Below are 21,477 nucleotides of genomic sequence, written 5' to 3' on the forward strand. Positions count from 1 at the left end.
GACAACGAAGGGTCGATCTTGTCCGCAGTTTTGGTGAAGGGCCAGAACGGCCCTCTGAGCGTCCATGATCTGGTGATCAGCGTGCAGGTGGCCGCGCCGGCCGACCTGTCCGCACTGTTGGTCACCGCCGCCGGCACGGTGCGCTCCGATGCCGATTTCGTGTTCTTCAACCAACCCTCCGGGCCCGGCGTGACCCTGCGGCCGGGCCCGCCCGGTCAGCCCGCCGTCCTCGCCGTGTCGCTGGACGCGATTCCCGCTGATATCGAACAGCTTCGGGCCGTCATCACCCTCGACGACGCCACCGCCAGCTTCGGGCAGCTGTCCGTGCCGGTCGCGCAGATCAGCGATGCGGCCGGAAACGCGCTGTACGAGTACCGGATCGAGGGCCTCAGCAGCGAATCCATCGTCATCGCACTGGAGTTGTACCGGCGCCAGGGCGGATGGAAGGCCCGCGCCGTCGGACAGGGCTACGCGGGCGGATTCGCCGCGCTGGTCACTGACCACGGCGTCCAGGTGAACGAGGCCCCGCAATCCCCCGCGCCGTCCCCGGCCCCGCCGCCCCCGCCCGCCCCGGAGCAGGTCGCGCCCGCGCCGCAGCAATTCACGTCCCCGCCACAGCAATTCGTGCCCGCGCCCGAACAATTCGCGCCCGCGCCGAACGGATACCCGGCCCCCGCGCCCACCGGCAACTACGCGCCGACCGGCGGCTATCCGCCGCCCGCGCCGGGACAGGGTTATCCACAGCCCACCGACCAGTACCCGCCGGCCGGGGGCTATCCGCCGCCCGCGCAATACGCGCCCACCGGCGGCTATCCGCCGCCCGCACCGACCGAGCAGTACCAGCCCACGGGCGGCTACCCGCCGCCGGCGGGCACGGGGTATCCGCCTCCGGGACAGTCGTATCCGCCGCCGCCCGCCTACCAGCAGCCCGCCGGCGACTATCCCCCGCCGGCCGGCGGTTACTCGCGGCCGGCGCAGGAGGACCGCGATCTGCCGGTCGGCCACGCCGTCAGCCTGGTCAAGGGCCAGCGCATCAACCTGCGTAAAGAAGGCGGCAGCGCACTGGGTTACGTGAAGATGGGCCTGGGCTGGGATCCGGTCAAGCGCGGCGGCATCTTCGGCAATAAGTCCGTCGACGTGGACCTGGACGCCTCGGTGGTGCTCTTCGCCGACCACAGCCCCGTCGATGTCGTCTACTACGGCAGCCTCAACTCCAAGGACGGGGCCATTCGCCACCAGGGCGACAACCTGACCGGCGAGGGCGACGGCGACGACGAGGAGATCATGGTCGATCTCTCCCGCGTCCCGGCCCAGGTCACCACGCTGCTGTTCATCGTGACCTCCTACAAGGGCCACACGTTCGAGCAGATCGCCAACGCCTACTGCCGCCTGGTCGACGCCGCCACCAATGCCGAACTCGCCCGCTACACCCTCGCCGGCGGCATGTCCTTCACCGCTATGGCGATGGCCAAGGTGTATCGCCCGGCCCCGGGTGCGGACTGGAAGCTCCAGGCCCTCGGTGAGGGATTCCAGGCCAAGCACCCCGGCGAGGCGGTGCCGCAACTGGCCCGCTTCCTCTAGGGCGCCGGCATCGGCTGCCTGGGCCGCAGCAACGGCGGCAACCAGGCATGCGAAGGATCCGGGGCGCGGTCGACGATGCCGCCCCCCGGATCGTCGGCGCCGTCGCGGCGCACCGGATCCTCATCCGGCCGGTAGATCTGCCGGATCACCAGGACGCACAACCCGATCACCGCCAGATCGCGCAGCACCACCGTGCCGGTGAACCACTGCTCGGGCAGGCCCTTGTGGTCCTGGCCCAGGTAATAGAACATGCGCGGCACCCAGACCAGGGCGTCGATCGTCATCCACGCCAACAGGATTCGCCGCTCCGGCAGCGCCAGCACCGCCAGCGGCACCAGCCACAGCGAATACTGCGGGCTCCACACCTTGTTGGTCAGCAGGAACGCCGCCACCACCAGGAATGCCAACTGCGCCAGGCGCGGCCGGCGCGCCGCGGTCAGGCCGATCCAGCCGATGCCCGCGCAGGCCGCTAGGAACAGCAGCAGCGACACCGCGTTCAGCACCGTGGGCGCCTGCTGCGCGGTCAGTATCCCGTCGAAGCCGGTCCAGCCGGTGAACGAGGTGATCACGTTGTAGACCGAATCCGGGTCGGCATGCCGTTCGGTATTGAGCCGGAAGAACTCCCACCAGCCGTTCGGGTACAGCGCCGCGATGGGCGCGTTCACCGCCAGCCAGGTGATGGCCGCCGCCGCGATGGCCCCGCCCGCCGCGCGCAGCGGGCGGATGCCGCCCCACACCGCCTCGTCCTCACCGAGTCGCTCGGCGCGGGCGCACAGGATCAGGATCGGCCCCAGCAGCAGCAGCGGATACAGCTTCGCCGCCCCGCCCAGGCCCAGCAGTATGCCCGCCAGCACCGGCCGCCGCCGCGCCCAGGCCAGCAGCCCGCCCGCCGCGAAAGCCGTTGCCAGCGTGTCGAAATTGGTGAACGCATGCACCAGCACCAGCGGCGACAGCGCCATCAGCGCGGCGTCCCAGACCCGCCGCCCGGCCGTCAATGCCGTCGCCCAGATGGTCACCAGCCAGGCCAGCGACAGTCCGATGGCCACCACATCGAAGTAGATGACCACCTCGAGCGCCTTGTGCCCCGGCAGCGGAGACAGCTTCCACGCCTTGGCGATTCCCATGGACACGTACTGGTACAGGCCCGACACCACCGGATACTCCATGTACCGGACCTGCGGGCGGCCGTCGGGGAACTCCACCCACTGTTTCTTGTACGGGAAGGCGCCCTCGTTGAGATGCTCGGCCCCGTACAGCGGCACGGTGTCGGAGTAGCACATGGCGATGTACTGGCGGCCGTTGTTCCAATCCAGGCCCATCAGGCCGTTGGCGTCGGGCCGCTGCTGGATGCAGCCCGCCTTGCCGAACCAGCTGAACGCCAGGAACAGCACCGCGAACGCCATCAGCACCCGCATGGGGGTCCAGAAACGCACCCGGCCGATCACCGCGTGGTCGCCGACCGGCCCGCCGATCAGATCGCAGAGCTGCGCGGTCAGCGTATCGGTGCGACTGGGCTTGTCCCGGTCGTCGGCCGACCGCAGATCGGCCGCCAGCGGTTCCGGCGACTCGTAGACCACCGGCGTATCGCGCTGTGCGCCAGCATGTTCCACTCCAGCTGCCTCCCCCGGCTTCAGCGCGTCACCGGCCGGCGCGCCCGAGGCGCCCGGCCGGTGCAGCAGTTCCTGCTCGATCACGGCAGCAGGCTACCGAGTCTGCTGCCGTCCGTTGCCGTTGCCGGTCCCATTGCCGTTTCCATAGCCGCCATTCGGTGCGGTCGTCGGTGTCGAACCGTCGGCCGGCGCCACCGGCTGACCCGGCATCGGACCGGTCCCATTGCCGTTCCCGTTCCCGTTGCCATTGCCCTGGTCCTGGGTCTCCGGCTGGGATTGCCGCTGGTTCTGTGGATTCGGCGCCAGCCCCGGAACCGGAATCGACCACGGCAGACCCGGAATCGGCATCTGGCTGGTGGTGATCACCGGCGGCGCCACCGGCTGCTCGGTGGTCGAGGTCGCGGTGTACGGCGCCGACCACGACGGCACACCGGCCTGACCGCCGATCACGCCCGGCTTCGGGAAGTTCTCGTTGGGGGTGCCCTTGAGGGCGCCGTCCATGGTGGCCTTCCAGATGTCGGCCGGCAGACCCGAGCCGTAGATCATGCCGCCGTTGGCATTGCGCAGCGCGTCACCCTGATCGGTACCCACCCAGACCGCGGTCGACAGCGACGGGGTGAAGCCCACCATCCAGGCGTCGCGGTTCTCGTTGCTGCCGTCCTTCTGGTTGGTACCGGTCTTGGTGGCCGAGAGGCGGCCGCCGGCGAGCTGGTGGCTGCGCGACCACGCCGCGATGGGCTTCATCGCGTCGGTCACGTTGTCCGCCACCGCCGCCGAGACCCGCTGCTCACCCGCGGTCTCGCCGCGATCCAGCAGCACGGTGCCGTCGGAGGCGACGACCTTCTGCACGAAGTGCGGCGCGTGATACATGCCCGAGGCGGCCAGGGTGGCGTACGCGGAGGCCATGTCCAGCGTGCGCACCCGGTACTGGCCCAGCACGATGCCGTTGTTGGGCGGGCTGCCGTCCGGCTCGACCAGCGTCTTGCCCACGCCCGGAATGGTGTCCGGGATACCGAGCTTGTGCGCCATGTCGGCGATCTTCTGCGGGCCGTTGCCCGGCATGTCCAGCTCCATGCGGTAGAAGCTGGTGTTCAACGAGCGCTTGAGCGCCTCGGCGATGGTGCACATACCGCACTGCTCGCCCTCGACGTTGGTGATCGTGATGCCGTGCACGGTGACCGGCGAGGAGTCGTACAGCGTCGAGAGCGGCTTGCCCATCTCCAGGTTCTCGGCCAGGCCGAACACCTTGAACGAGGAGCCCGGCGGCAGACCCTGATTCGCGTAGTCCAGGCCCTGGCCGTCGGAGCCGCCGTAATAGGCGCGCACCGCACCGGTCTTCGGATCCACCGACGACAGCGCGGCGCGCAGCTTGTCGGGTTCGCCGTCCATCACCTTGGTGACCGCGTCCACCGCCGCCTGCTGTGCCTTGGGATCGATGGTCGTGGTGATCTGCAGGCCCTCGGTGTTCAGATCGTGCTCGGTGATGCCGGCGGCCTCGAGCTCCTTGAGCACCTGGGTCTTGATCAGGCCTTCCGGACCGGAGTCCAGCGTCTTGTCCTTCTGCGCCTGCACCGCGGGAATCACGGTGGGGTACTGCATGTTGGCGCGGTCCGTCGCGGGCAGGTTACCGCCGTCGACCATGCCGTCCAGCACGTACTTCCAGCGTGCCTGCGCCCCTTGCGGATTCTTCTCCGGATCCAGGTTCGACGGCTGCTGGATGGTCGCGGCCAGCACCGCGCCCTCGGCCACCGACAGGTCTTGGACCTTCTTGTCGAAGTACGCCTTGGACGCCGCGTCGATACCGTAGGCGCCGCGGCCGAAGTAGATGGTGTTCAGGTACGCGGCCAGGATCTGATCCTTGGACCACTGCTTGGCCATCTTGGCCGAGATCACCAGCTCGCGCAGCTTACGGGTCAGCGAGTGCTCGTTACCGACCATCGCGTTCTTCACGTACTGCTGGGTGATCGTCGAACCACCACCGGCGTCGGTGTTGCCGGTGAGCTGACCGACGAACGCGCGGCCGAAGCCCTGAATGGAGAAGCCCGGGTTGGTGTAGAAGGAGCGGTCCTCCGCGGCGATCACGGCATTGCGCACGTGCGGCGGAATCTGGTCGATCGTCACATCGGTGCGGTTGCCCTCCGGCGGAATGACTTTGGCCAGCACCGAACTGCCGTCGTTCATGAACATGGTGGCCACCTGATTGTTCTTCAGGTCGCCGGGCTGCGGCACGTTCACCGTCGAATACGCGTACAGGAACACCGAACTCGCCAGCCCGAGCACCAGCGCCATACCGATGTAGACCAGGCGCCGGGCCAGCCGCCAATACGAGGTCTTGCGGGAGCCCTTGCCGCCCTTGCCGCCGCCTCCGCCGGAGCCGCCACCGGGTCGCCGCGGCGGCGGACCCGAGGGGGTGCCGCCCTGCGCGCGCCGGGTCGTGGGCTGCGCGCCCGACGGCGGCCGGGTGCGGTCCTCGGCCGGGCGCGGCCGGGTCCCGGTGCCCGCGCCGGAGCGCACCGCACGATCGTCGATCCGCTGGGTGCGGTCGGAGGTGGCCGCCCGCGAGATGTGATTCGGAACCGCCTGGCGCGCTCCGGTATTCACCCGCTCGTTCGGGCCGGAATTGCCAGGATTGGGAAGCCTGCGTGCCGCATCCGGATTGCCGGGACGCTGGGGCGGCGGCCCCGGACGCCGCGGCGGCTGACCGCCCTGCGGCGCGGGTCCGCGCTGCGGCTGCCCGTTGGGTCCGCGCGGTGGCATACCACCGGGTCCGCGCTGCGGGACACCATTCCCCGGCGCGGGACGTCCCGCGGGCTGACGTGCCCCAGGCGGCGGTCCTGCCGGTCTCGCTCCACCTCCCTGCGCTTGCGGCGGGTAGCCACCGGGGCCGGGTTGCGAACCGCCACGGGGGCGGCCGCCGTGCGGTCCGTCGTCATAGGGCGATGTCACAGCCTGGCTCTCCAATAACTAGGTCGATACGGTCCGGGTGGCTCGATGCGGTCACGCGCGTGCACCGCGGCGGGCAGGCTCTGCCCGCTGTTCAGCAGTCGACGTGGCCTCTCACTCGGCGGCCGTGCGCCTGGCGCTCGTGCGCCGGCGGCGTGTCGGCGCCGGGGCCAGCCCCAGCACATAGGACTGCACCAGATGGTTCCAGCTACAGGTCCGGCACACCTCGACCACATGCACCGAGAACTCTTCCCGAGTCTCGGCCAACCGGACCAGTTCCTCCGGCGTGCGGGCGGAGCCCGCGACAGGACCGAGCCCGTCGCCGTAGACCCACGATACGAGAGTCAGCTGCTCCTTCCTGCAGATAGGGCATGTGACCTCGCTCCCCCGCCCATGGAACTTCGCCGCACGCAATAGGTACGGATTCGCATCGCACACTTCGGCGACGTCCACCCGGCCCGCGTAGACGTCGGCCAGCAGGGACCGGCGCCGGAGCGCATAGTCCACCACCTGCCGCTGTATTCGCACGGGACCCAGAGTACTTGCGGGCCCCCGGAGCCCGCACGTGCTGTTCCGCCTCCCTGGAACTGGCGCGTGCAAAATATATCGGCGCGATATAGTTTGGAACTGCATCCATCGGTTAGATCTGAACAGCACAGTCAGGAGGTGAAGCCCGTGCTCGAGTTGGCAATCCTCGGGCTGCTCCTCGAATCACCGATGCACGGCTACGAGTTGCGCAAGCGGCTCACCGGTCTGCTGGGCCCGTTCCGGGCCTTCTCCTACGGGTCGCTGTATCCGACCCTGCGGCGCATGCAGTCCGACGGCCTCATCGCGGAGGAGAGTCCGCAGGGCTTGGCAACGCGCCGTGCGCGGCGGGTCTACAACCTGACCGACACCGGGCGGGAGCGGTTCGCCGAACTGCTCGCCGACACCGGACCACAGAACTACACCGACGACGGCTTCGGCGTTCATCTGGCCTTCTTCGGCCGCACCCCCGCGGAAGCGCGGATGCGAATCCTGGAGGGGCGGCGGAGGCAGGTCGAGGAGCGCCGAGAAGGACTGCGGGAAGCGATAAAACGCGCCAGCGGGCAACTGGACCGCTATACCCGCCAGCTCCATCAACTCGGTCTCGAATCAAGCGAGCGCGAAGTGCGCTGGCTCAACGAGTTGATTGCTGCGGAGCAATCGACGAAGGCGGCACCACAGAAAGAGGGAAATATCGGCCATGAGTGAGATCAACACCGAAGTTCGGGTGGCCATCGTCGGCGTGGGTAACTGCGCATCTTCCCTGGTTCAGGGCGTGCAGTACTACAAGGACGCGGACGAGAATTCGACCGTTCCCGGGCTTATGCATGTGAAGTTCGGTCCCTACCACGTCCGCGACGTGAAGTTCGTCGCCGCGTTCGATGTCGACGCCAAGAAGGTCGGCTTCGACCTGTCCGACGCGATCTTCGCCAGCGAGAACAACACCATCAAGATCTCCGACGTGCCGCCGTCGGGCATCACCGTGCAGCGCGGTCCGACGCTGGACGGCATCGGCAAGTACTACGCGCAGACCATCGAGCTGTCCGAGGCCGAGCCGGTCGACGTCGTCAAGACGCTGAAGGATGCCAAGGTCGACGTCCTCGTCTCCTACCTCCCGGTCGGCTCCGAAGAGGCCGACAAGTTCTACGCCCAGTGCGCCATCGACGCGGGTGTGGCCTTCGTCAACGCGCTGCCGGTGTTCATCGCCTCCGATCCGGAGTGGGCCCAGAAGTTCGTCGACGCCGGCGTGCCGATCGTCGGTGACGACATCAAGTCCCAGGTCGGCGCGACCATCACCCACCGCGTGATGGCCAAGCTGTTCGAGGACCGCGGCGTCGTGCTGGACCGCACCTACCAGCTCAATGTCGGCGGCAACATGGACTTCAAGAACATGCTCGAGCGCGAGCGGCTGGAGTCCAAGAAGGTCTCCAAGACCCAGGCCGTGACCTCCAACCTCGAGGGCCCGCTCTCGGGCAAGGTGTACGACCGCAACGTGCACATCGGCCCGTCGGACTACGTCGAGTGGCTCGACGACCGCAAGTGGGCCTACGTCCGGCTCGAGGGTCGCGCCTTCGGCGACGTGCCGCTGAATCTGGAGTACAAGCTCGAGGTGTGGGACTCGCCGAACTCGGCCGGCATCATCATCGACGCCGTGCGCGCGGCCAAGATCGCCCGCGACCGCGGCATCGGCGGCCCGGTCCTCCCGGCGTCGGCCTACCTGATGAAGTCCCCGCCGAAGCAGCTCGCCGACGACGTCGCCCGGGCCCAGCTCGAGGCGTTCATCATCGGGGCCGAGTAGCAACCCCGCAACGCAAAGGGCGGCATCGCGAATCGCGATGCCGCCCTTCGTCGTTCGACGTCAGTCGAGGGAGACGTAGACCTCGACCGAGGTGGGGCCGGTGTAGCGCTCGATCTCCGCGGTGTGGGAGCGGGTGATGGTGCCCGCGTTCTCGGCCTTGGCGACCTTCGCCCACGCGGTGCGCAGCAGGTCGTAAGGCTTGTCGGAGACTACGAATTTCGCGTAGCGGCCGGACGGGATACGGGTCATCACATCGCCGGTGTCGAGGTCGGCCATGCTCGAAAGCTCGTATCCCAGAACGGCTACCGCGTGGTCGTTCTGGCCGATGTAGGCCGCGACGCGTTCGACGCTCTTCTCGCGGGCCAGGTAGCGGTCCCAGGTGAAGTTGACCAGGTCCAGGTCGCGGGCGGTGACCTCGCGGCCCGCCAGGGGAATGGTCAGCCCGCCGACCAGGAACTCATCCAGGGTGACGATTTCGAAGTCCACAGCTCCCCTACCCCTCCGCGCTCAGATCCAGCGCGACGAAAACCTCCACCGTCCGGTTGTCCGGATAGTGCTCGAAATCCCCGGTGTAGGCGCGCACCAGGGTGCCGGCCGCCTCCAGGTCCCAGACCGTGCGCCAGATCGACACGATGGTGTCGCCGAGATTGTCGCCAGTGCGATTGAAGCGGGCGAATTTTCCGGCCGGGATACGGGCGAGTACATCGCCGGGCAATAGGTCGTCCGCCTTGTTGCATTCGTAGCCCACGATATGTGTCAGATACGAACCGATCTCGGGTGCGTGATCCACATAGGCGGTCGCCGGCGGGCCGGGCAGATCGCGTGCCAGATTACGTTTCCAAGCCTCCTCGACCTTCGCGCGGCGCGGCCCTTCGACCGCGAGTGCCGGACTGCGTAGCACCGTTCCGGCTACCAGCGTTTCGTGGCGTTCAACGACATTGAATTCCACCGGCGTCGCCCCTATGTCTCGTGCTGTCTCCGACCCCACCCTGCTCCCAACCCGCATCCTGCCACCGGCATTCGGAGTCGCTGAATCCGGTGGCGGCTTCCACAATATCCGCGGCCGCACGGAGATGGGCAAGGAGGCGCGAAACATGATCAACGGGAAGCCTGCGACCCCGGGCGCGATGCCTCGCAGACGTATGCCAGGGGCGCAATTTATTTCGTGGCGGTGGGGCAGGCGGGGAAGTTCAGCCCGGGACGGGGACGCTGAGGCCGGGGAAGATTTCTACCTGTTTGGGGGTGGGGGCCGGGGGGATGACGAGGACCGGTTGCTGTTGGGGGGACGGGGTGGGTGGGTTGAGGATGTCGTAATTGCCGTTGCTGGGAGGTGTTACGGAGGTGGGGTCCGGGGGCTGGTTGGGGATCAGGTTGGGACTGGAGTTGGGGGTGGGGTTGGGGAATTGGTCGATGGGGGTGCCGTCGAGGGCGGCGTCCATGGTTTGTTTCCACAGGTCGGCGGGGAGGCCGGCGCCGTAGATGGGGGCGCCGCGGGCGGTACGGATGGGCTGGGACTGTTCGGTTCCCATCCAGACGGCGGTGGAGAGGGTGGGGGTGTAGCCGACCATCCAGGCGTCCTTGTTCTGGCCGGTGTCGCCGAGCTGGGTGGTGCCGGTCTTGGCGGCCGAGGGGCGGCCGCCGGCCAGGGTGTGGCCGTTGGAGTAGGCGGCGATGGGGAGCATGGCCTGGGTGACGGTGTCGGCGATCGAGGACTGGATGCGCTGTTCGGGTTTGTTCGGGTCGGCGCCGCGGTCGAGGAGGACGCGCCCGTCGCCGGTCACCACCTTCTGGACGAAATAGGGGGCGCGGTAGATGCCGGAGGCGGCGAGGGTGGCGTAGGCCGAGGCCATGTCGATGGGGCGCACCGAGTAGGCGCCCAGCACGATGGCGGGTAGCGGCGGGCCGCCGTCGTCCTCGGTGAGGGTCTTGCCGGGCACGCCCGGGATCTGGTCGGGGATGCCGGCCTGATGTGCCGCGTTCGCAATGGCTTTCGGGCCCTCGAACAGGGATTGGGCCAGCCGGTAGAAGCTGGTGTTGAGGGAGCGCTCGAACGCTTCGCCGAGCGAGCAGATGCCGCAGGACTCGCCGTCCACATTCTGGATCTTCTCCCCATTGACGGTCAGGGGTGCGCTGTCGAGCCGGTACGACAGGGAAATGCCCTGCTCGAGTGCGGCCAGCACGGCGAAAGTCTTGAAGGCCGAACCGGTTTGCAGCGGGGCCTGCGCGAAATCGAAGCCGGTGCCGTCGGGTCCGCCGTAGTAGGCGCGCACCGCCCCCGAGCGCGGGTCGATCGACACCACGGCGGTGCGTAGTTCGCCCGGCTGCCCGCCCAGTACCTTGCCGACCGCGTTCAGCGCGGCCTGCTGTGCTTTCGCGTCGATGGTCGTGATGATCTGCAGCGCACCGGTATTCAGCTCGCGTTCGCTGATGCCGGAGGCGCGCAGTTCGCGCAGGACCTGCGCACGGATCAGCCCCTCGGGGCCGTGCGGGGTGCTGTCGTCGACCTGGGCGACCGGGACGATGGCCGGAAACTGGGTCGCGGCGCGGTCGTCGCGGTTCAGTACCCCCATCTCGACCATGCCGTCGAGGACGTATCCCCAGCGTGCGCGCAGCTGATCGAGGTGGGTCTCCGGATCCAGCAGCGAGGGCGTGCGGATCACCGAGGCCAGGACCGCGCCCTCGGCCAGGGTCAGTTCGGGTGCGGGTTTGCCGAAGTACGCCTTGGCCGCGGCCGAGATGCCGTAGGCGCCGCGACCGTAGTAGATGGTGTTGAGGTAGGCCGCGAGGATGTCGTCCTTGCTCCATTCGCGGGCCATCTTCGCGGAGATGATGAGTTCGCGCATCTTGCGGCTCAGCGTGCGTTCCGAAGTCAGGAAGGCGTTCTTCACATACTGCTGGGTAATGGTGGAGCCGCCGCCCGCGTCGTCGCGGCCGAGCAGGTTGTCGCGGGCCGCGCGCAGGAACGCGGAGGTGGAGAAGCCCGGATTGCGGTAGAAATTGCGGTCCTCGGCCGACAGCACGGCCCGGCGCACCGGCAGTGGCACCTCGGACAGCGGCACCGGCACCCGATTTCCTTGCGGCGGAACGACCTTCGCGATCACCGTGGTGCCGTCGGAGCCGAGGACGGTGGCGATCTGGTTGGTCTGCACCGTATCCGGGTCCGGGATCTCGGCGCTCCAGTAGGCGATGCCCAGCAGGGTGGTCGGCATGATCACCAGGACCAGGAACAGCGCCAGCAGCAGCCGCCGGATGCGCTGCCCGCGGGTGCGGGGTGGTTTCGGCGCGGGTTCGGGCTGGTCGGGATCCCGGGGCGGTTTCGGGCGGCGCCGGGGCCGGCTGTGCGCGTGCGGACGCTGTCGATACGCGGCCGCGGTGGCCAGCTCGTCCCACCCTGCGGTGCTGGTCGATGACGCCCCGGCGGTGCCGGTCGATGACCCGGATCTTCCGCGCCGCCTGCTGCGGGACGAGCTCACGAGCATCTCCTTCCGGAGCGTCGACAAAGCTTTCGAGACGGCCGCGACCACCCCGCGCGGCGGGACCAATGCTAATCGACGCGCCCGGACGGAGCGGGTAAGTGATTCGGGGACAACGGCCCCGAACCACCTACCCGAACACTCAGCTCTTGACGCCGCCGGCGGTGAGTCCGGAGATGATGCGGCGCTGGAACAGCAGCACCATGATGACCAGCGGGATGGTGACGATGGTGCCCGCGGCCATGATCGCGGTGTACGGCGGCACCAGCGGATCATTGCCGGAGAAGCGGGCGATCGCCTTGGTCACGGGTTCGGTCTTGTCGCTGGAGAGCAGGGAGGCCAGCAGGTACTCGTTGACCGCGGCGATGAACGCCAGGATCGCGGTGGTGAACACCGCCGGCGCGGCCAGCGGCAGCATGATCAGCCGGAACGCCTGGAAGCGGGACGCGCCGTCGATGCGGGCGGCCTCCTCCAATTCCCATGGCAGTTCGGCGAAGAACGAGGCCAGGATGTACACCGTCATGGGCAGCACGAACGAGATGTTCGGGATGATCATGGCCTGGTACTGACCGATCCAGCCGATATTGGTGAACAGCTGGAACAGTGGCGTCACCAGCACGACGGCCGGGAACATGGAGGCCGAGAGGACCAGCCCGGACACCAGGTACTTGCCCTTGAAGGTCAGCCGCGCCAGCGCGTAGGCCGCCATCACGCCGAGGATCAGCGCGGCCGCCGTGGTGGCGCTGCCGATGATCACACTGTTGACCAGGGCCCGGCCGAAGTTGTTGCCGCGACTGGTGTCGAAGGCGTTGCGGAAGTTATCGAGGGTGACGTGGGTGGGCCAAGGGGTGTTGTCGAAGGTGTAGGCCGGATCGCGCAGGGCGGTGACGACCATCCAGTAGAAGGGGCCGAGCCCCCACACCAGCACGATCAGCGCGCCCACGTACACGCGCCCGGAGGCCAAGCGTTTGGTCCACGAAACCGACTGCCGGATCGGCTTTTTCGGCTCGGCCACGACATCCTTCGTGAGTTCGATGCTCATCAGTGCGCCTCCCGCTGCTCTTCCTGGGTGCGAACGGCGTTCGCCCCCAGCACCTTCACCAGGAAGAACGCGACGGTGAAGATGAGCAGGAAGGTGATGACCGACAGCGCGGAGGCGCTGTTGGGCAACGATTTCGATTCCGTCACCAGCATCGAGACGGTGCGGGTGGCGGCCAGGTTCCGCGTCATGATGGCGGGCAGGTCGTACAGGCGCAGCGCGTCCATGGTGCGGAACAGGATCGCCACCAGCAGAGCGGGTTTCAGCAGCGGCAGCGTGATGTTGACGAAGCGCTGCCAGGCGGACGCGCCGTCGACCCGGGCGGCCTCGTAGACGTCCTCCGGGATCACCTGCAGGCCGGCCAGAATCAGCAGCGCCATGAACGGGGTGGTCTTCCACACGTCGGCGATGATGACCGCGAAGCGGGCGGGCCAGGCGTCGGCGGTCCACAGGATGTGGGTGCCGAGCACCCGGTTCACCACGCCGTTGTACTGGAACATGAACTCCCACAACCGCGCTGTGACCGCGGTCGGGATGGCCCAGGGGATCAGCACAGCGGCGCGCAGCAGCGCGCGGCCCTTGAAGGTCTTGCCCATGATGACCGCCATGCCCAGGCCGATGGTGGTCTCGAGCGCCACCGTGACCACGGTGAACAGCAGCGTGACCCCGACGGCGGCCCAGAACTGGGAGCCGGTGTTGCCGGGCGGGCAGGACACGGTCTCGCCGAGCGAGTTGGTGCACTGCTGCAGCAGCCAGTGGCTGTAGTTGCCGAATCCGGCGCTGCCGCCTTCGACGAACATGCCGGTGGACTTGTCCAGGCCCGCGTCCTTCTGGAAGGACATCCACACCGCCCGGCCCACCGGATACCCGATGACGACCGTCAGTGCGAGCAGCACCGGCGTGACGAACAGCCACGCCCGTGCCGAAACCCCGAGGGCGGCCCCGCGGCGTTTCGGTCGTGGCTGTTCGTTTCGCATTGCTTGTTCCGTCAGGTCGGGTGGCGGCGCGACATCGGTCGCTCCCGAAGGACGTGACACCTTTTCTTCTCTCCTACGGGGCTACGCGATGGATCGTGGTGCGCGCATCGGGTGTGAGCGCGGCTCAGGATCCGGCGGTTTCGATGCCCTTCTGCATGGCATCGATCGCGGCGTCGACAGATTCCGTTCCGGTGATCGCAGCATAGGCGTTGTCCTGGATGGCCTTCGACACCGCCGGGTAGAACGGGGTCACCGGCCGCGGCACCGCGGAGGCGATGGAGTCCTTCAGCGCGGACAGGTACGGCATCTTGGCGATCAGGGCCGGATCGTCGTACACGGAGGCCCGCACCGGCGGCAGCGCGCCGGCGGCCACGATGTGCTGGGCGTCCTCGCTGATCAGGAAGCGCAGGAAGTCCAGCGCGGTGGCCTTGTTCTTGGAGAAGGCGCTGATGGCGGCGTTGTAGCCGCCGAGGGTGGACGCGCCGATGCCGTCCTTGCCGGGCAGCGGGGCGACCGCGAACTTGTCCTTGACCGCGGAGGCGTCGGAGCCCGCCTCACCGAAGGAGGACGGCCAGCCACGCATGAACATGACCTTGCCGGTGACGAAGGCGTTCTGCGACTCCGGCTCCTTGAAGGTAATGACTTCCTTCGGCATGTCGCCGTTCTTGTAGGCGTCGACCAGGGTCTGCAGGCCCTGCTTGGCCTGCGGGCTGTTCACGGTCGGGGTCTTGCCGTCGGAGCCGACGAAGCTGCCGCCGAAGGCGTTGATGACCTCCGCGGTGTTCACGGTCAGACCCTCGTACTGTGCGAACTGTCCTGCGTAGCAGCCGATTCCGGCGTCCTTGGCCTTCGGGCAGTCGGCCAGCAGCTCGGTCCAGGTCTTGGGCGCCTCGGGCACCAGGTCCTTGCGGTAGAACAGCAGGCCGCCGTTGGTGTTGCGCGGGGCCGCGTACAGGGTGCCGTTGTAGGTGGCCGACGCGACCGGCGGCGACAGCAGCGTGGAGGTGTCGATGGCGAAGGAGTCCTTCAGCGGCTGGATCCAGCCCTTGGCGGCGAACTCCGCGGTCCACGGCACGTCGAGTGCCACCACGTCGTAGTCGGATTCCTTGGCGCGCAGGTGCTGCACCAGGTCGTCGTACTGCTGGGAGGCGTCGTTGGACTGCTCCTTGAAGGTCACCTTCTCGTCCGGGTGGGCGGCGTTCCAGCGCTCGATGAGCTGCTTGACGGCGCCGGTCTCGGTGGTGTCCTTGCCCTCGACATAGGTGATCGGCCCACGGCCGGTGAGGTTTTCGGCGGTGGAGTTGCTGCCGCTGTTGCTGCTGGAGCAGCCGCTGGCGAATGTCGCCGTCAGCAATGCCGCCGAGGTCACGGCCAGCACGGCACGCGGAACCAGCGTCGATCGTAGGGACGACACCTTCTTCAAAGCCATCGCGGATACTCCAGGGTTGATGAGTGACCAGTGGCACACTCAGCCGGGGGTGCACAAGGCAAGATACATGGTGACGCTGTCGTCCGCCGGAGCTACCTTGTTGATCATCCCAAAGGTTCGCGGCCGTCTCGATTCTGGACTGACTTGGCGGGGAAGCAGGGAAGGGAAGTATCGAGACCTCCGCTACCTTGTTGATCATCCCAGTGGTTCGCGGCCCGGCTCGATTCTGGACTGACGGAGCGGGGGAGCGAAGCGGAGGAGCGGAGGAGGGAAGAATCGAGCTTGCAGGGCCGCGAACCGGCCCGGAGCGAAGCGGAGGGCAATTGAACACAGACAAGATGCTCACCCGGATCGGCGGACTGCTGAGGCAGGCCGAATCGACCGACAACGAGCACGAGGCCGAGGCCTTCCTGGCCGCCGCGCAGCGGCTCGCGACCAGCTCGTCGGTGGATCTGGCGGTGGCGCGGGCACATATCGCGAATCGGGAGCGGCGGCCCACCCCGGCGCAGCGGGTGATTCCGATCGGCGAGGCCGGAAAGCGCGGGCTGCGAACCTATGTGCAGTTGTTCGTGGCCATCGCCGCGGCCAATGACGTGCGCTGCGATGTGGCCCGATCGTCGACGACGGTGTACGCCTACGGATTCGACACCGATATCGACACCTGCGAGGCGCTCTACACCAGCCTGCTGATCCAGATGGTGCGTGCCTCCGACCAGTACATCAAGTCGGGCGCCTACCGTTCGGCCACCACCGAGAAGGTCGTGATCGAGCGCCGCTACGGCCGCACCTTCCACCGGCCGGTGGAGGTGCCGGTGGCCGCGGTGACCGCGCGCCTGAACTTCCAGATGGCCTTCGCCGCCCGCATCGGCCGCCGCCTGGCCGAGGTCAAGGCGGATGTGGAGACCGAGGCGGTGCGGGCCGACGCCGCCGAATCCGTGCCCACCGGAACGGCGCTCGCCCTGCGCGACAAGGAGCTCGCGCTCACCGACTTCTACACCCGGACCTCCGAGGCGCGCGGTACCTGGCGCGGCCCGCAGGCCTCGGCCGGGTACTCGGCGGCCGCGCGGCGGGCCGGTGACCGGGCGGGTAAGGCCGCGCGGCTGGGTGATTCGCCGGAGCTGGGCGGCGTGCGGGGGCAGCTGCCCCGCGGCGTGGGCGAATAGCGAACGCGCGCATGGCCGTCCGCGATGCGCAGCGGTCCCGGGTGTACGACGCCGAGGGGCTGGTGCGCGGAATGTTCGATCGCGCCGACGAATTCGGCGCACGGACCGTCGAAGTGCACGGGTCCCATCTCACGCTGCCGATCGAGCGGCGGTTCGCTTCGGTGGAATCGGTACAGGCGTACGTGGATCGGGTACTCGCGCTGAACTGGGTGCGCGCCCGGTGGGACGGGGCGGCGCGGCCGGTCACGGTGCGAGCGCGCGCCGGGGCGCAGGCGGCGCACTACGAGACGGCCGGGTCGGTGCTCGCGGTGCCGCTGCACGCCCATGGAACCGCCTGGGCCCTGCGCGAATTGGTGATCCTGCACGAACTCGCCCACCACCTCGAGCCGGAGCGCAGCGGGGTCGCGCCGCACGGGCCCGAATTCTGCGGTCGCTACCTCGAACTGACGGACGGGGTCATCGGGCCGGAGGCCGCGCTGTTGCTGCGCACCACCATGTATTCGTGCGGCGTGCGAATTGCCTGATCAGGGCAGAAGTTTCCGGACCCGGGCCAGGCGCTGCCGCCACCAGTCGGTCCGTTCCGGGTCGGGGTGCCGGTAGCGCTCGAGCAGGTCCGGATCGGGTGCCGGCGCGGTGCGCGGGACGGGCAGGTAGCCGTCCACCGGGCGCAGCGGCTCGGTCACCACATCGCCGGTGAGCAGCGACAGGGTGTCGAGGCCGCAGGCGAAGTCGAGGTGGGGCAGGGCGCCGGCGAGGGCGGCCTGGGCGGCCAGGCCCACACTGGTTTCCAGGGCCGAGGACACCAGGCAGGGGAGTCCGGCGGCCGCGGCGACCTCCAGTGCGCGCCGGACCCCGCCGAGCGGAGTGCATTTCAGCACCGCGACGTCGGCCGCACCCGCCACCGCCACCCGCAGCGGGTCCTCGGCGCGGCGGATGGATTCGTCGGCGGCGATGCGCACGTCCACCCGTTTGCGGACGGCGGCCAGCTCCTCGACGGTCCGGCAGGGCTGCTCGACGTACTCCAAACCGCCTGCGGCGCGGTCGATCAGCCGGATCCGGTCGACCGCGGTGTCCACATCCCAGACCGCATTGGCGTCGACGCGCACCGCGCCGTCCGGCCCGAGCGCCTCGCGGACCGCCATCACCCGCTCCAGATCCTCGGCCAGGGAATCCGGATGGTCGGCGACCTTCACTTTGGCGGTGCGGCAGCCTGATCCGGTCACGATCTCGCGCGCCCGTTCCGGGCCGACCGCGGGCACGATGCAGTTCACCGGAATCCGATCCCGGACCGGTTCCGGCCATCCGGCCGCGGCCTGCTCGACCGCGGTGGCCAGCCAGGCCGCCGCCTCGCGGTCGTCGTACTCGGGGAAGGCGCAGAACTCACCCCAGCCGGCGGGACCGGGAATCAGCATGCCCTCGCGAACAGTGATCCCGCGGAACCGGGTTCGCAGGGGAATCGCGTAGACCACCGCCGACTCGAAGTCCACCGCATCGCCGCTGTCGCTCATCCACCGCACCCTACTCACCGCCTCGGTCCGGTGAGAGGTGGCGGCGCGGCCCGGCCCCGGCGACAATGCCGAATGAAGCCGATCCCGGCTCCAGAGACCTGCGCCTTGGGGGAGAACGCAAACATGAACCCGCCCAACGAGCCCCGCCGTCCGGGCCGCGACGATCATCCTCCGTCCGATCCCGGTTTCTCCCCGGCTCCGCCGCGTGTGCCGGGCCAACCGCACGCGCCCACGCCGCCGGGGGGACCACGGAATCCCGCGGGTCCCGGATCGCCGCAGCGACCCGGACGTCCGCAGCCACCCACGCCGGGCTCGCGGTCCGGGGAACCGATCGATGCGGCGGGACCGACCCTGCCCGGCGGGAGCCGCCAGGGTCCGCCGCCACCGCCCGCGCCACCGCAGCCACCCGCCGGTGCGCCGCGGCCCGGCGCGATGGACCCGGCCGGACCCACCGTGCCGAAGGGCGGGCGGCAGAGTCCGCCGCCGCCGGTGCCGCCCCAGGCTCCCGGGAATGCCGGTGCCCCGCCGCGGCCGGGCGGCGCACCACGATCGCCCGCCGTTCCCGGCTATCCGGGCCAGGCACCCGTGAGCTCCCTTGGGCCGCAGCAGCATTCCGCTCGCCCGCCGAGCGGGAACTACTCGCCGCCCGGCGGAGTGGTCCCGCCGCCCATGGGTACCGAGGTGCTCCCGGAGCCGTGGGCTTCGGGTCCGCAGTACGTGGTCGGCGGCGGTTCCGCGCAGGCGCCCGGGGAGACCGATCGGACCATGCCCGCCGCGCTGCCCCCGGCGGAGGCGGCCGCGGCGGCGCTGCCGAGTGCAGCGCCGGAGCGTAAGCCGCTGCGCCGCAAGGACATTCTGATCTCAGCGGTGCTGTATCTGGCGGGAGTCGCCCTGGCCTTCGGCTGGGCCTACGACCTGTTCGCGAAGCTGTTCGACCTGATCCACAATCGCTGCACCGCGAAGAAGGACTTCTCGGTGCAGTGCGTGGTGATCCGCCCACCCGCATCGGCGCTGTGGGGCCTGCTGATCGGTGGTGGGGGCATGTTCCTGGCCCTGGTCGGCGCGCTGGTGCTGGCCTCGGTGGCGGCGATGACGGGCCGCCGGGGCTGGATCTGGACCGCGATCGCGCTGCCCGTGATTCTCGTCGCGGGCGGTGCGGGGCACATCCTGGTGGCCACCGCCGTCAGCTGATCTCCACCACTGCTGCCGAGCACCCGGCATCCTGGAAGGGGGGCCGGGTGGCGGCGGCCGCCGATCACGGCCGCGGATTGCATTGTCACCCTGCTGATCTACACCGCAGCGGGTGGTTCGGCCCGGGTGCTGGCGGGTTTCGTGTCCGAGTACTGCGTGCTCGCGGGCCCGGGCGATGACACCCGTTTCTCCCTTTGGCTTTCGTCGTGGCCCGGCAGGGCATCGGCCTGACCCTGCTGCTGGTGCCGCTGTGGACCCTGCGCGCCGTCCGGTTGCGGCAGCGCGCATGGTCCACGGCCCTGGCGGCCTTTCCGCTACTGGCCGAGTCGTGGGTGCTCGGCCTGCTGGCGGCGGTCGTGGCGGTCTCCTACCAGGCCGCCCGGACCGGGTCAGAGGCGCTCGTAGATGGTGGCGTTGGCGAGACCGCCTGCCTCACACATGGTTTGCAGGCCGTAGCGGGCGCCGCGCTCGTGCATGGCGTGCACGAGGGTGGTGGCCAGCCGCGCGCCGGAGGCGCCCAGGGGGTGGCCCAGGGCGATGGCGCCGCCGTTCACATTGACCTTCGACAGGTCGGCCCCGGTCTCCTGCGCCCAGGCCAGGACCACCGAGGAGAATGCCTCGTTCACCTCGAACAGGTCGATGTCGGAGAGTTCGAGTCCGGAGCGCTGCAGGACCTTCCGGGTCGCGGGGATGACCGCGGTGAGCATGAGCAGCGGGTCGTCGCCGGCGACGGAGAAGCTGTGCAGCCGGGCCAGCGGGCGCAGTCCGAGCTGGGCGGCGCGTTCACTGGTCATGATGAGGGTGGCGGCGCTGCCGTCGTTGATCTGGCTGGCGTTGGCGGCGGTGATGTTCCAGCCGATCTGCGGGAAGCGGGCCGTCATCTCCTCGCTGTAGAAGGCGGGTCGCAATCCGGCCAGCGCCTCCAGCGTGCTGCCGACGCGGATGCCCTCGTCGTGCGAGAGCCCGGCGTAGGGGGCGAGCTGGGCCTCGAACGAGCCGTTCTTGGTCGCGGCGGCGGCCTTCTCGTGGCTGGCGAGGGCGAACTCGTCGAGCTGGGTGCGGCTCAGGTCCCACTTGGCGGCGATGAGTTCGGCGCTGATGCCCTGCGGTACCAGGCCCTCCGGGTAGCGTTCGGCGAAGCCGGCACCCGCGATGTCCTCGGCCCCGATCAGGTTGGCGCCCATGGGAACCCGGCTCATGGACTCCACGCCCGCGGCGACCACGATGTCGTAGGCCCCCGCGATGACGCCCTGGGCGGCGAAGTGGATGGCCTGCTGGCTGCTGCCGCACTGCCGGTCCACGGTGGTGGCCGGGACCGATTCGGGATAGCCGGCCGCCAGGGCCGCGCGGCGGGTGAGATTGGAGCCCTGCTCGCCGACCTGGGTGACCACGCCGCCGATCACATCGTCGATCAGGGCCGGATCGATCTCGGTGCGCCGCACCACCTCCCGCAGGCTGTGGGCGAGCAGATCGGCGGGGTGCACACCGTGCAGGGCGCCGGTGGCCTTGCCCTTGCCGATGGGGGTGCGGACCGCTTCGACGATGACAGCGTCTCTCATGACGTTCCTTCCAGGCGCGCCGCCCCGGATTCGAGCCCGACAACGGCGTCTGACTTGATCGCTCTAAAGTCAAGGTAGGAGCTGACCATAGTGAAAGCAAGTCAGCGTTGTATGATGTGTGTCATGTCGGCAGTACTGGAGGGAAAACTCAGCGATCTGGGCTCGTGGAAGCCCGAGGCCTGTTCGATCGCGAAGGCGATGGACATCGTCGGGACGCGCTCGGCGATCCTCATCCTGCGCGAGTCGTACTACGGCACGACGCGGTTCGACGGCTTCGCGGCGCGGATCGGCATCACCGACGCGGCGGCCTCCAGCGCGCTGCGCAAACTGGTCGATGCGGGACTGCTGGAGAAGCGGCCCTACCAGGAAGAGGGCAAGCGCACCCGCAACGAATACGTGCTCACCCCGATGGGTCTGGACCTGCTGCCCGCGGTCGTGGCGCTGTGGCAGTGGGGTGACAAATACCTGCAGGACGGCACCGCGCCACTGGAGCGGCTCGAGGATGCCACGGGCGAACCCGTGCGCGCGGAACTGCGCAGTGCGTCGGGAAACGAAGTCCCCCTGGAGAATCTGCGCATCCGGGTGAACGACGAATGGCGGCGGAAGCAGGCGCGGAGCTCCCGGGCCCGCAAATAAGGGGCCCCGCGCCCGCAAATAAGGGGGCCCGCGCCCGTAATAAGG

At 69.0% G+C, this 21,477-nt stretch carries 18 protein-coding genes; 7 read left to right on the plus strand and 11 right to left on the minus strand.

Annotated elements, in window-relative coordinates; translation table 11 throughout:
• The first annotated feature begins 18 nt into the window (after nt 1-18).
• Nucleotides 19-1,581 (plus strand): TerD family protein, encoded by a 1,563-nt coding sequence (locus AB0L60_RS08730; RefSeq protein WP_364609397.1) that lies wholly within the window; start codon nt 19-21, stop codon nt 1,579-1,581.
• On the opposite strand, the gene AB0L60_RS08735 is transcribed toward AB0L60_RS08730, so the two are convergent.
• From AB0L60_RS08735 to AB0L60_RS08745, 3 genes are all read right to left on the minus strand, one after another.
• Nucleotides 1,578-3,158 carry a glycosyltransferase 87 family protein gene (locus tag AB0L60_RS08735; RefSeq protein ID WP_364609757.1) on the minus strand — a complete coding sequence of 527 codons (1,581 nt, stop codon included), beginning with the start codon at nt 3,156-3,158 and terminating at the stop codon, nt 1,578-1,580. The genes AB0L60_RS08730 and AB0L60_RS08735 overlap by 4 nt on opposite strands.
• 126 nt (nt 3,159-3,284) lie before the next feature.
• Nucleotides 3,285-5,948, minus strand: a complete 2,664-nt coding sequence (locus AB0L60_RS08740) for a transglycosylase domain-containing protein (RefSeq protein ID WP_364609400.1) — start codon at nt 5,946-5,948, stop codon at nt 3,285-3,287.
• Between the two features lie 300 nt (nt 5,949-6,248).
• Nucleotides 6,249-6,662 (minus strand): DUF5318 domain-containing protein, encoded by a 414-nt coding sequence (locus AB0L60_RS08745; RefSeq protein WP_354841034.1) that lies wholly within the window; start codon nt 6,660-6,662, stop codon nt 6,249-6,251.
• Nucleotides 6,663-6,809: 147 nt separating this feature from the next.
• On the opposite strand from AB0L60_RS08745, the gene AB0L60_RS08750 reads away from it, so the two are divergent.
• Both AB0L60_RS08750 and AB0L60_RS08755 read left to right on the plus strand, forming a co-directional pair.
• Nucleotides 6,810-7,367 (plus strand): PadR family transcriptional regulator, encoded by a 558-nt coding sequence (locus tag AB0L60_RS08750; protein WP_040862623.1) that lies wholly within the window; start codon nt 6,810-6,812, stop codon nt 7,365-7,367.
• The gene (locus tag AB0L60_RS08755; protein WP_364609404.1) at nt 7,360-8,457 is read left to right on the plus strand and encodes an inositol-3-phosphate synthase; all 1,098 of its coding nucleotides are present in this window, start codon (nt 7,360-7,362) and stop codon (nt 8,455-8,457) included. The genes AB0L60_RS08750 and AB0L60_RS08755 overlap by 8 nt, the downstream gene beginning before the upstream one ends.
• Nucleotides 8,458-8,517: 60 nt before the next feature.
• Here AB0L60_RS08755 and AB0L60_RS08760 read toward each other — a convergent pair whose 3' ends face one another.
• The 6 genes from AB0L60_RS08760 to AB0L60_RS08785 all read right to left on the minus strand — a co-directional run bounded on the left by AB0L60_RS08760 (nt 8,518) and on the right by AB0L60_RS08785 (nt 15,375).
• Nucleotides 8,518-8,943: a GyrI-like domain-containing protein gene (locus AB0L60_RS08760; protein ID WP_354841040.1), complete on the minus strand. Its 426-nt coding sequence runs from the start codon at nt 8,941-8,943 to the stop codon at nt 8,518-8,520.
• Between the two features lie 7 nt (nt 8,944-8,950).
• Nucleotides 8,951-9,406 carry an effector binding domain-containing protein gene (locus AB0L60_RS08765; protein ID WP_354841042.1) on the minus strand — a complete coding sequence of 152 codons (456 nt, stop codon included), beginning with the start codon at nt 9,404-9,406 and terminating at the stop codon, nt 8,951-8,953.
• Nucleotides 9,407-9,647: 241 nt separating this feature from the next.
• Nucleotides 9,648-11,936, minus strand: a complete 2,289-nt coding sequence (locus tag AB0L60_RS08770) for a transglycosylase domain-containing protein (RefSeq protein WP_364609409.1) — start codon at nt 11,934-11,936, stop codon at nt 9,648-9,650.
• A 136-nt stretch (nt 11,937-12,072) separates the two neighbouring features.
• Nucleotides 12,073-12,894, minus strand: coding sequence for a carbohydrate ABC transporter permease (locus tag AB0L60_RS08775; protein ID WP_364609761.1), 822 nt, complete (start codon nt 12,892-12,894; stop codon nt 12,073-12,075).
• 77 nt (nt 12,895-12,971) lie between these two features.
• Nucleotides 12,972-13,946: a sugar ABC transporter permease gene (locus AB0L60_RS08780; RefSeq protein WP_364609412.1), complete on the minus strand. Its 975-nt coding sequence runs from the start codon at nt 13,944-13,946 to the stop codon at nt 12,972-12,974.
• 124 nt (nt 13,947-14,070) lie between these two features.
• Entirely contained in the window at nt 14,071-15,375 is a 1,305-nt protein-coding gene (locus AB0L60_RS08785; RefSeq protein WP_364609415.1) for an ABC transporter substrate-binding protein, read from the minus strand.
• Between the two features lie 323 nt (nt 15,376-15,698).
• Here AB0L60_RS08785 and AB0L60_RS08790 point away from each other — a divergent pair, with 323 nt between their 5' ends.
• Together AB0L60_RS08790 and AB0L60_RS08795 are read left to right on the plus strand one after the other, a co-directional pair.
• Nucleotides 15,699-16,538 carry a DUF2786 domain-containing protein gene (locus tag AB0L60_RS08790; protein ID WP_364609418.1) on the plus strand — a complete coding sequence of 280 codons (840 nt, stop codon included), beginning with the start codon at nt 15,699-15,701 and terminating at the stop codon, nt 16,536-16,538.
• A gap of 11 nt (nt 16,539-16,549) precedes the next feature.
• Nucleotides 16,550-17,062: a TIGR04338 family metallohydrolase gene (locus tag AB0L60_RS08795; RefSeq protein WP_364609421.1), complete on the plus strand. Its 513-nt coding sequence runs from the start codon at nt 16,550-16,552 to the stop codon at nt 17,060-17,062.
• Here the strand turns inward: AB0L60_RS08795 and AB0L60_RS08800 are convergent, their stop codons facing one another.
• The gene (locus tag AB0L60_RS08800) at nt 17,063-18,046 is read right to left on the minus strand and encodes an o-succinylbenzoate synthase (protein WP_364609424.1); all 984 of its coding nucleotides are present in this window, start codon (nt 18,044-18,046) and stop codon (nt 17,063-17,065) included.
• A 669-nt stretch (nt 18,047-18,715) separates the two neighbouring features.
• Between AB0L60_RS08800 and AB0L60_RS08805 the strand changes: the two genes are divergently transcribed.
• The gene (locus AB0L60_RS08805; RefSeq protein WP_364609427.1) at nt 18,716-19,237 is read left to right on the plus strand and encodes a hypothetical protein; all 522 of its coding nucleotides are present in this window, start codon (nt 18,716-18,718) and stop codon (nt 19,235-19,237) included.
• A gap of 389 nt (nt 19,238-19,626) precedes the next feature.
• Here AB0L60_RS08805 and AB0L60_RS08810 read toward each other — a convergent pair whose 3' ends face one another.
• Nucleotides 19,627-20,796, minus strand: coding sequence for a thiolase family protein (locus AB0L60_RS08810; RefSeq protein WP_364609430.1), 1,170 nt, complete (start codon nt 20,794-20,796; stop codon nt 19,627-19,629).
• Between the two features lie 123 nt (nt 20,797-20,919).
• Here AB0L60_RS08810 and AB0L60_RS08815 point away from each other — a divergent pair, with 123 nt between their 5' ends.
• Nucleotides 20,920-21,432 (plus strand): helix-turn-helix domain-containing protein, encoded by a 513-nt coding sequence (locus AB0L60_RS08815; RefSeq protein ID WP_364609433.1) that lies wholly within the window; start codon nt 20,920-20,922, stop codon nt 21,430-21,432.
• Nucleotides 21,433-21,477: the final 45 nt, after the last annotated feature.

Origin of the sequence: Nocardia sp. NPDC051981 (assembly GCF_040680715.1) — a bacterium.
Lineage (GTDB): Bacteria > Actinomycetota > Actinomycetes > Mycobacteriales > Mycobacteriaceae > Nocardia.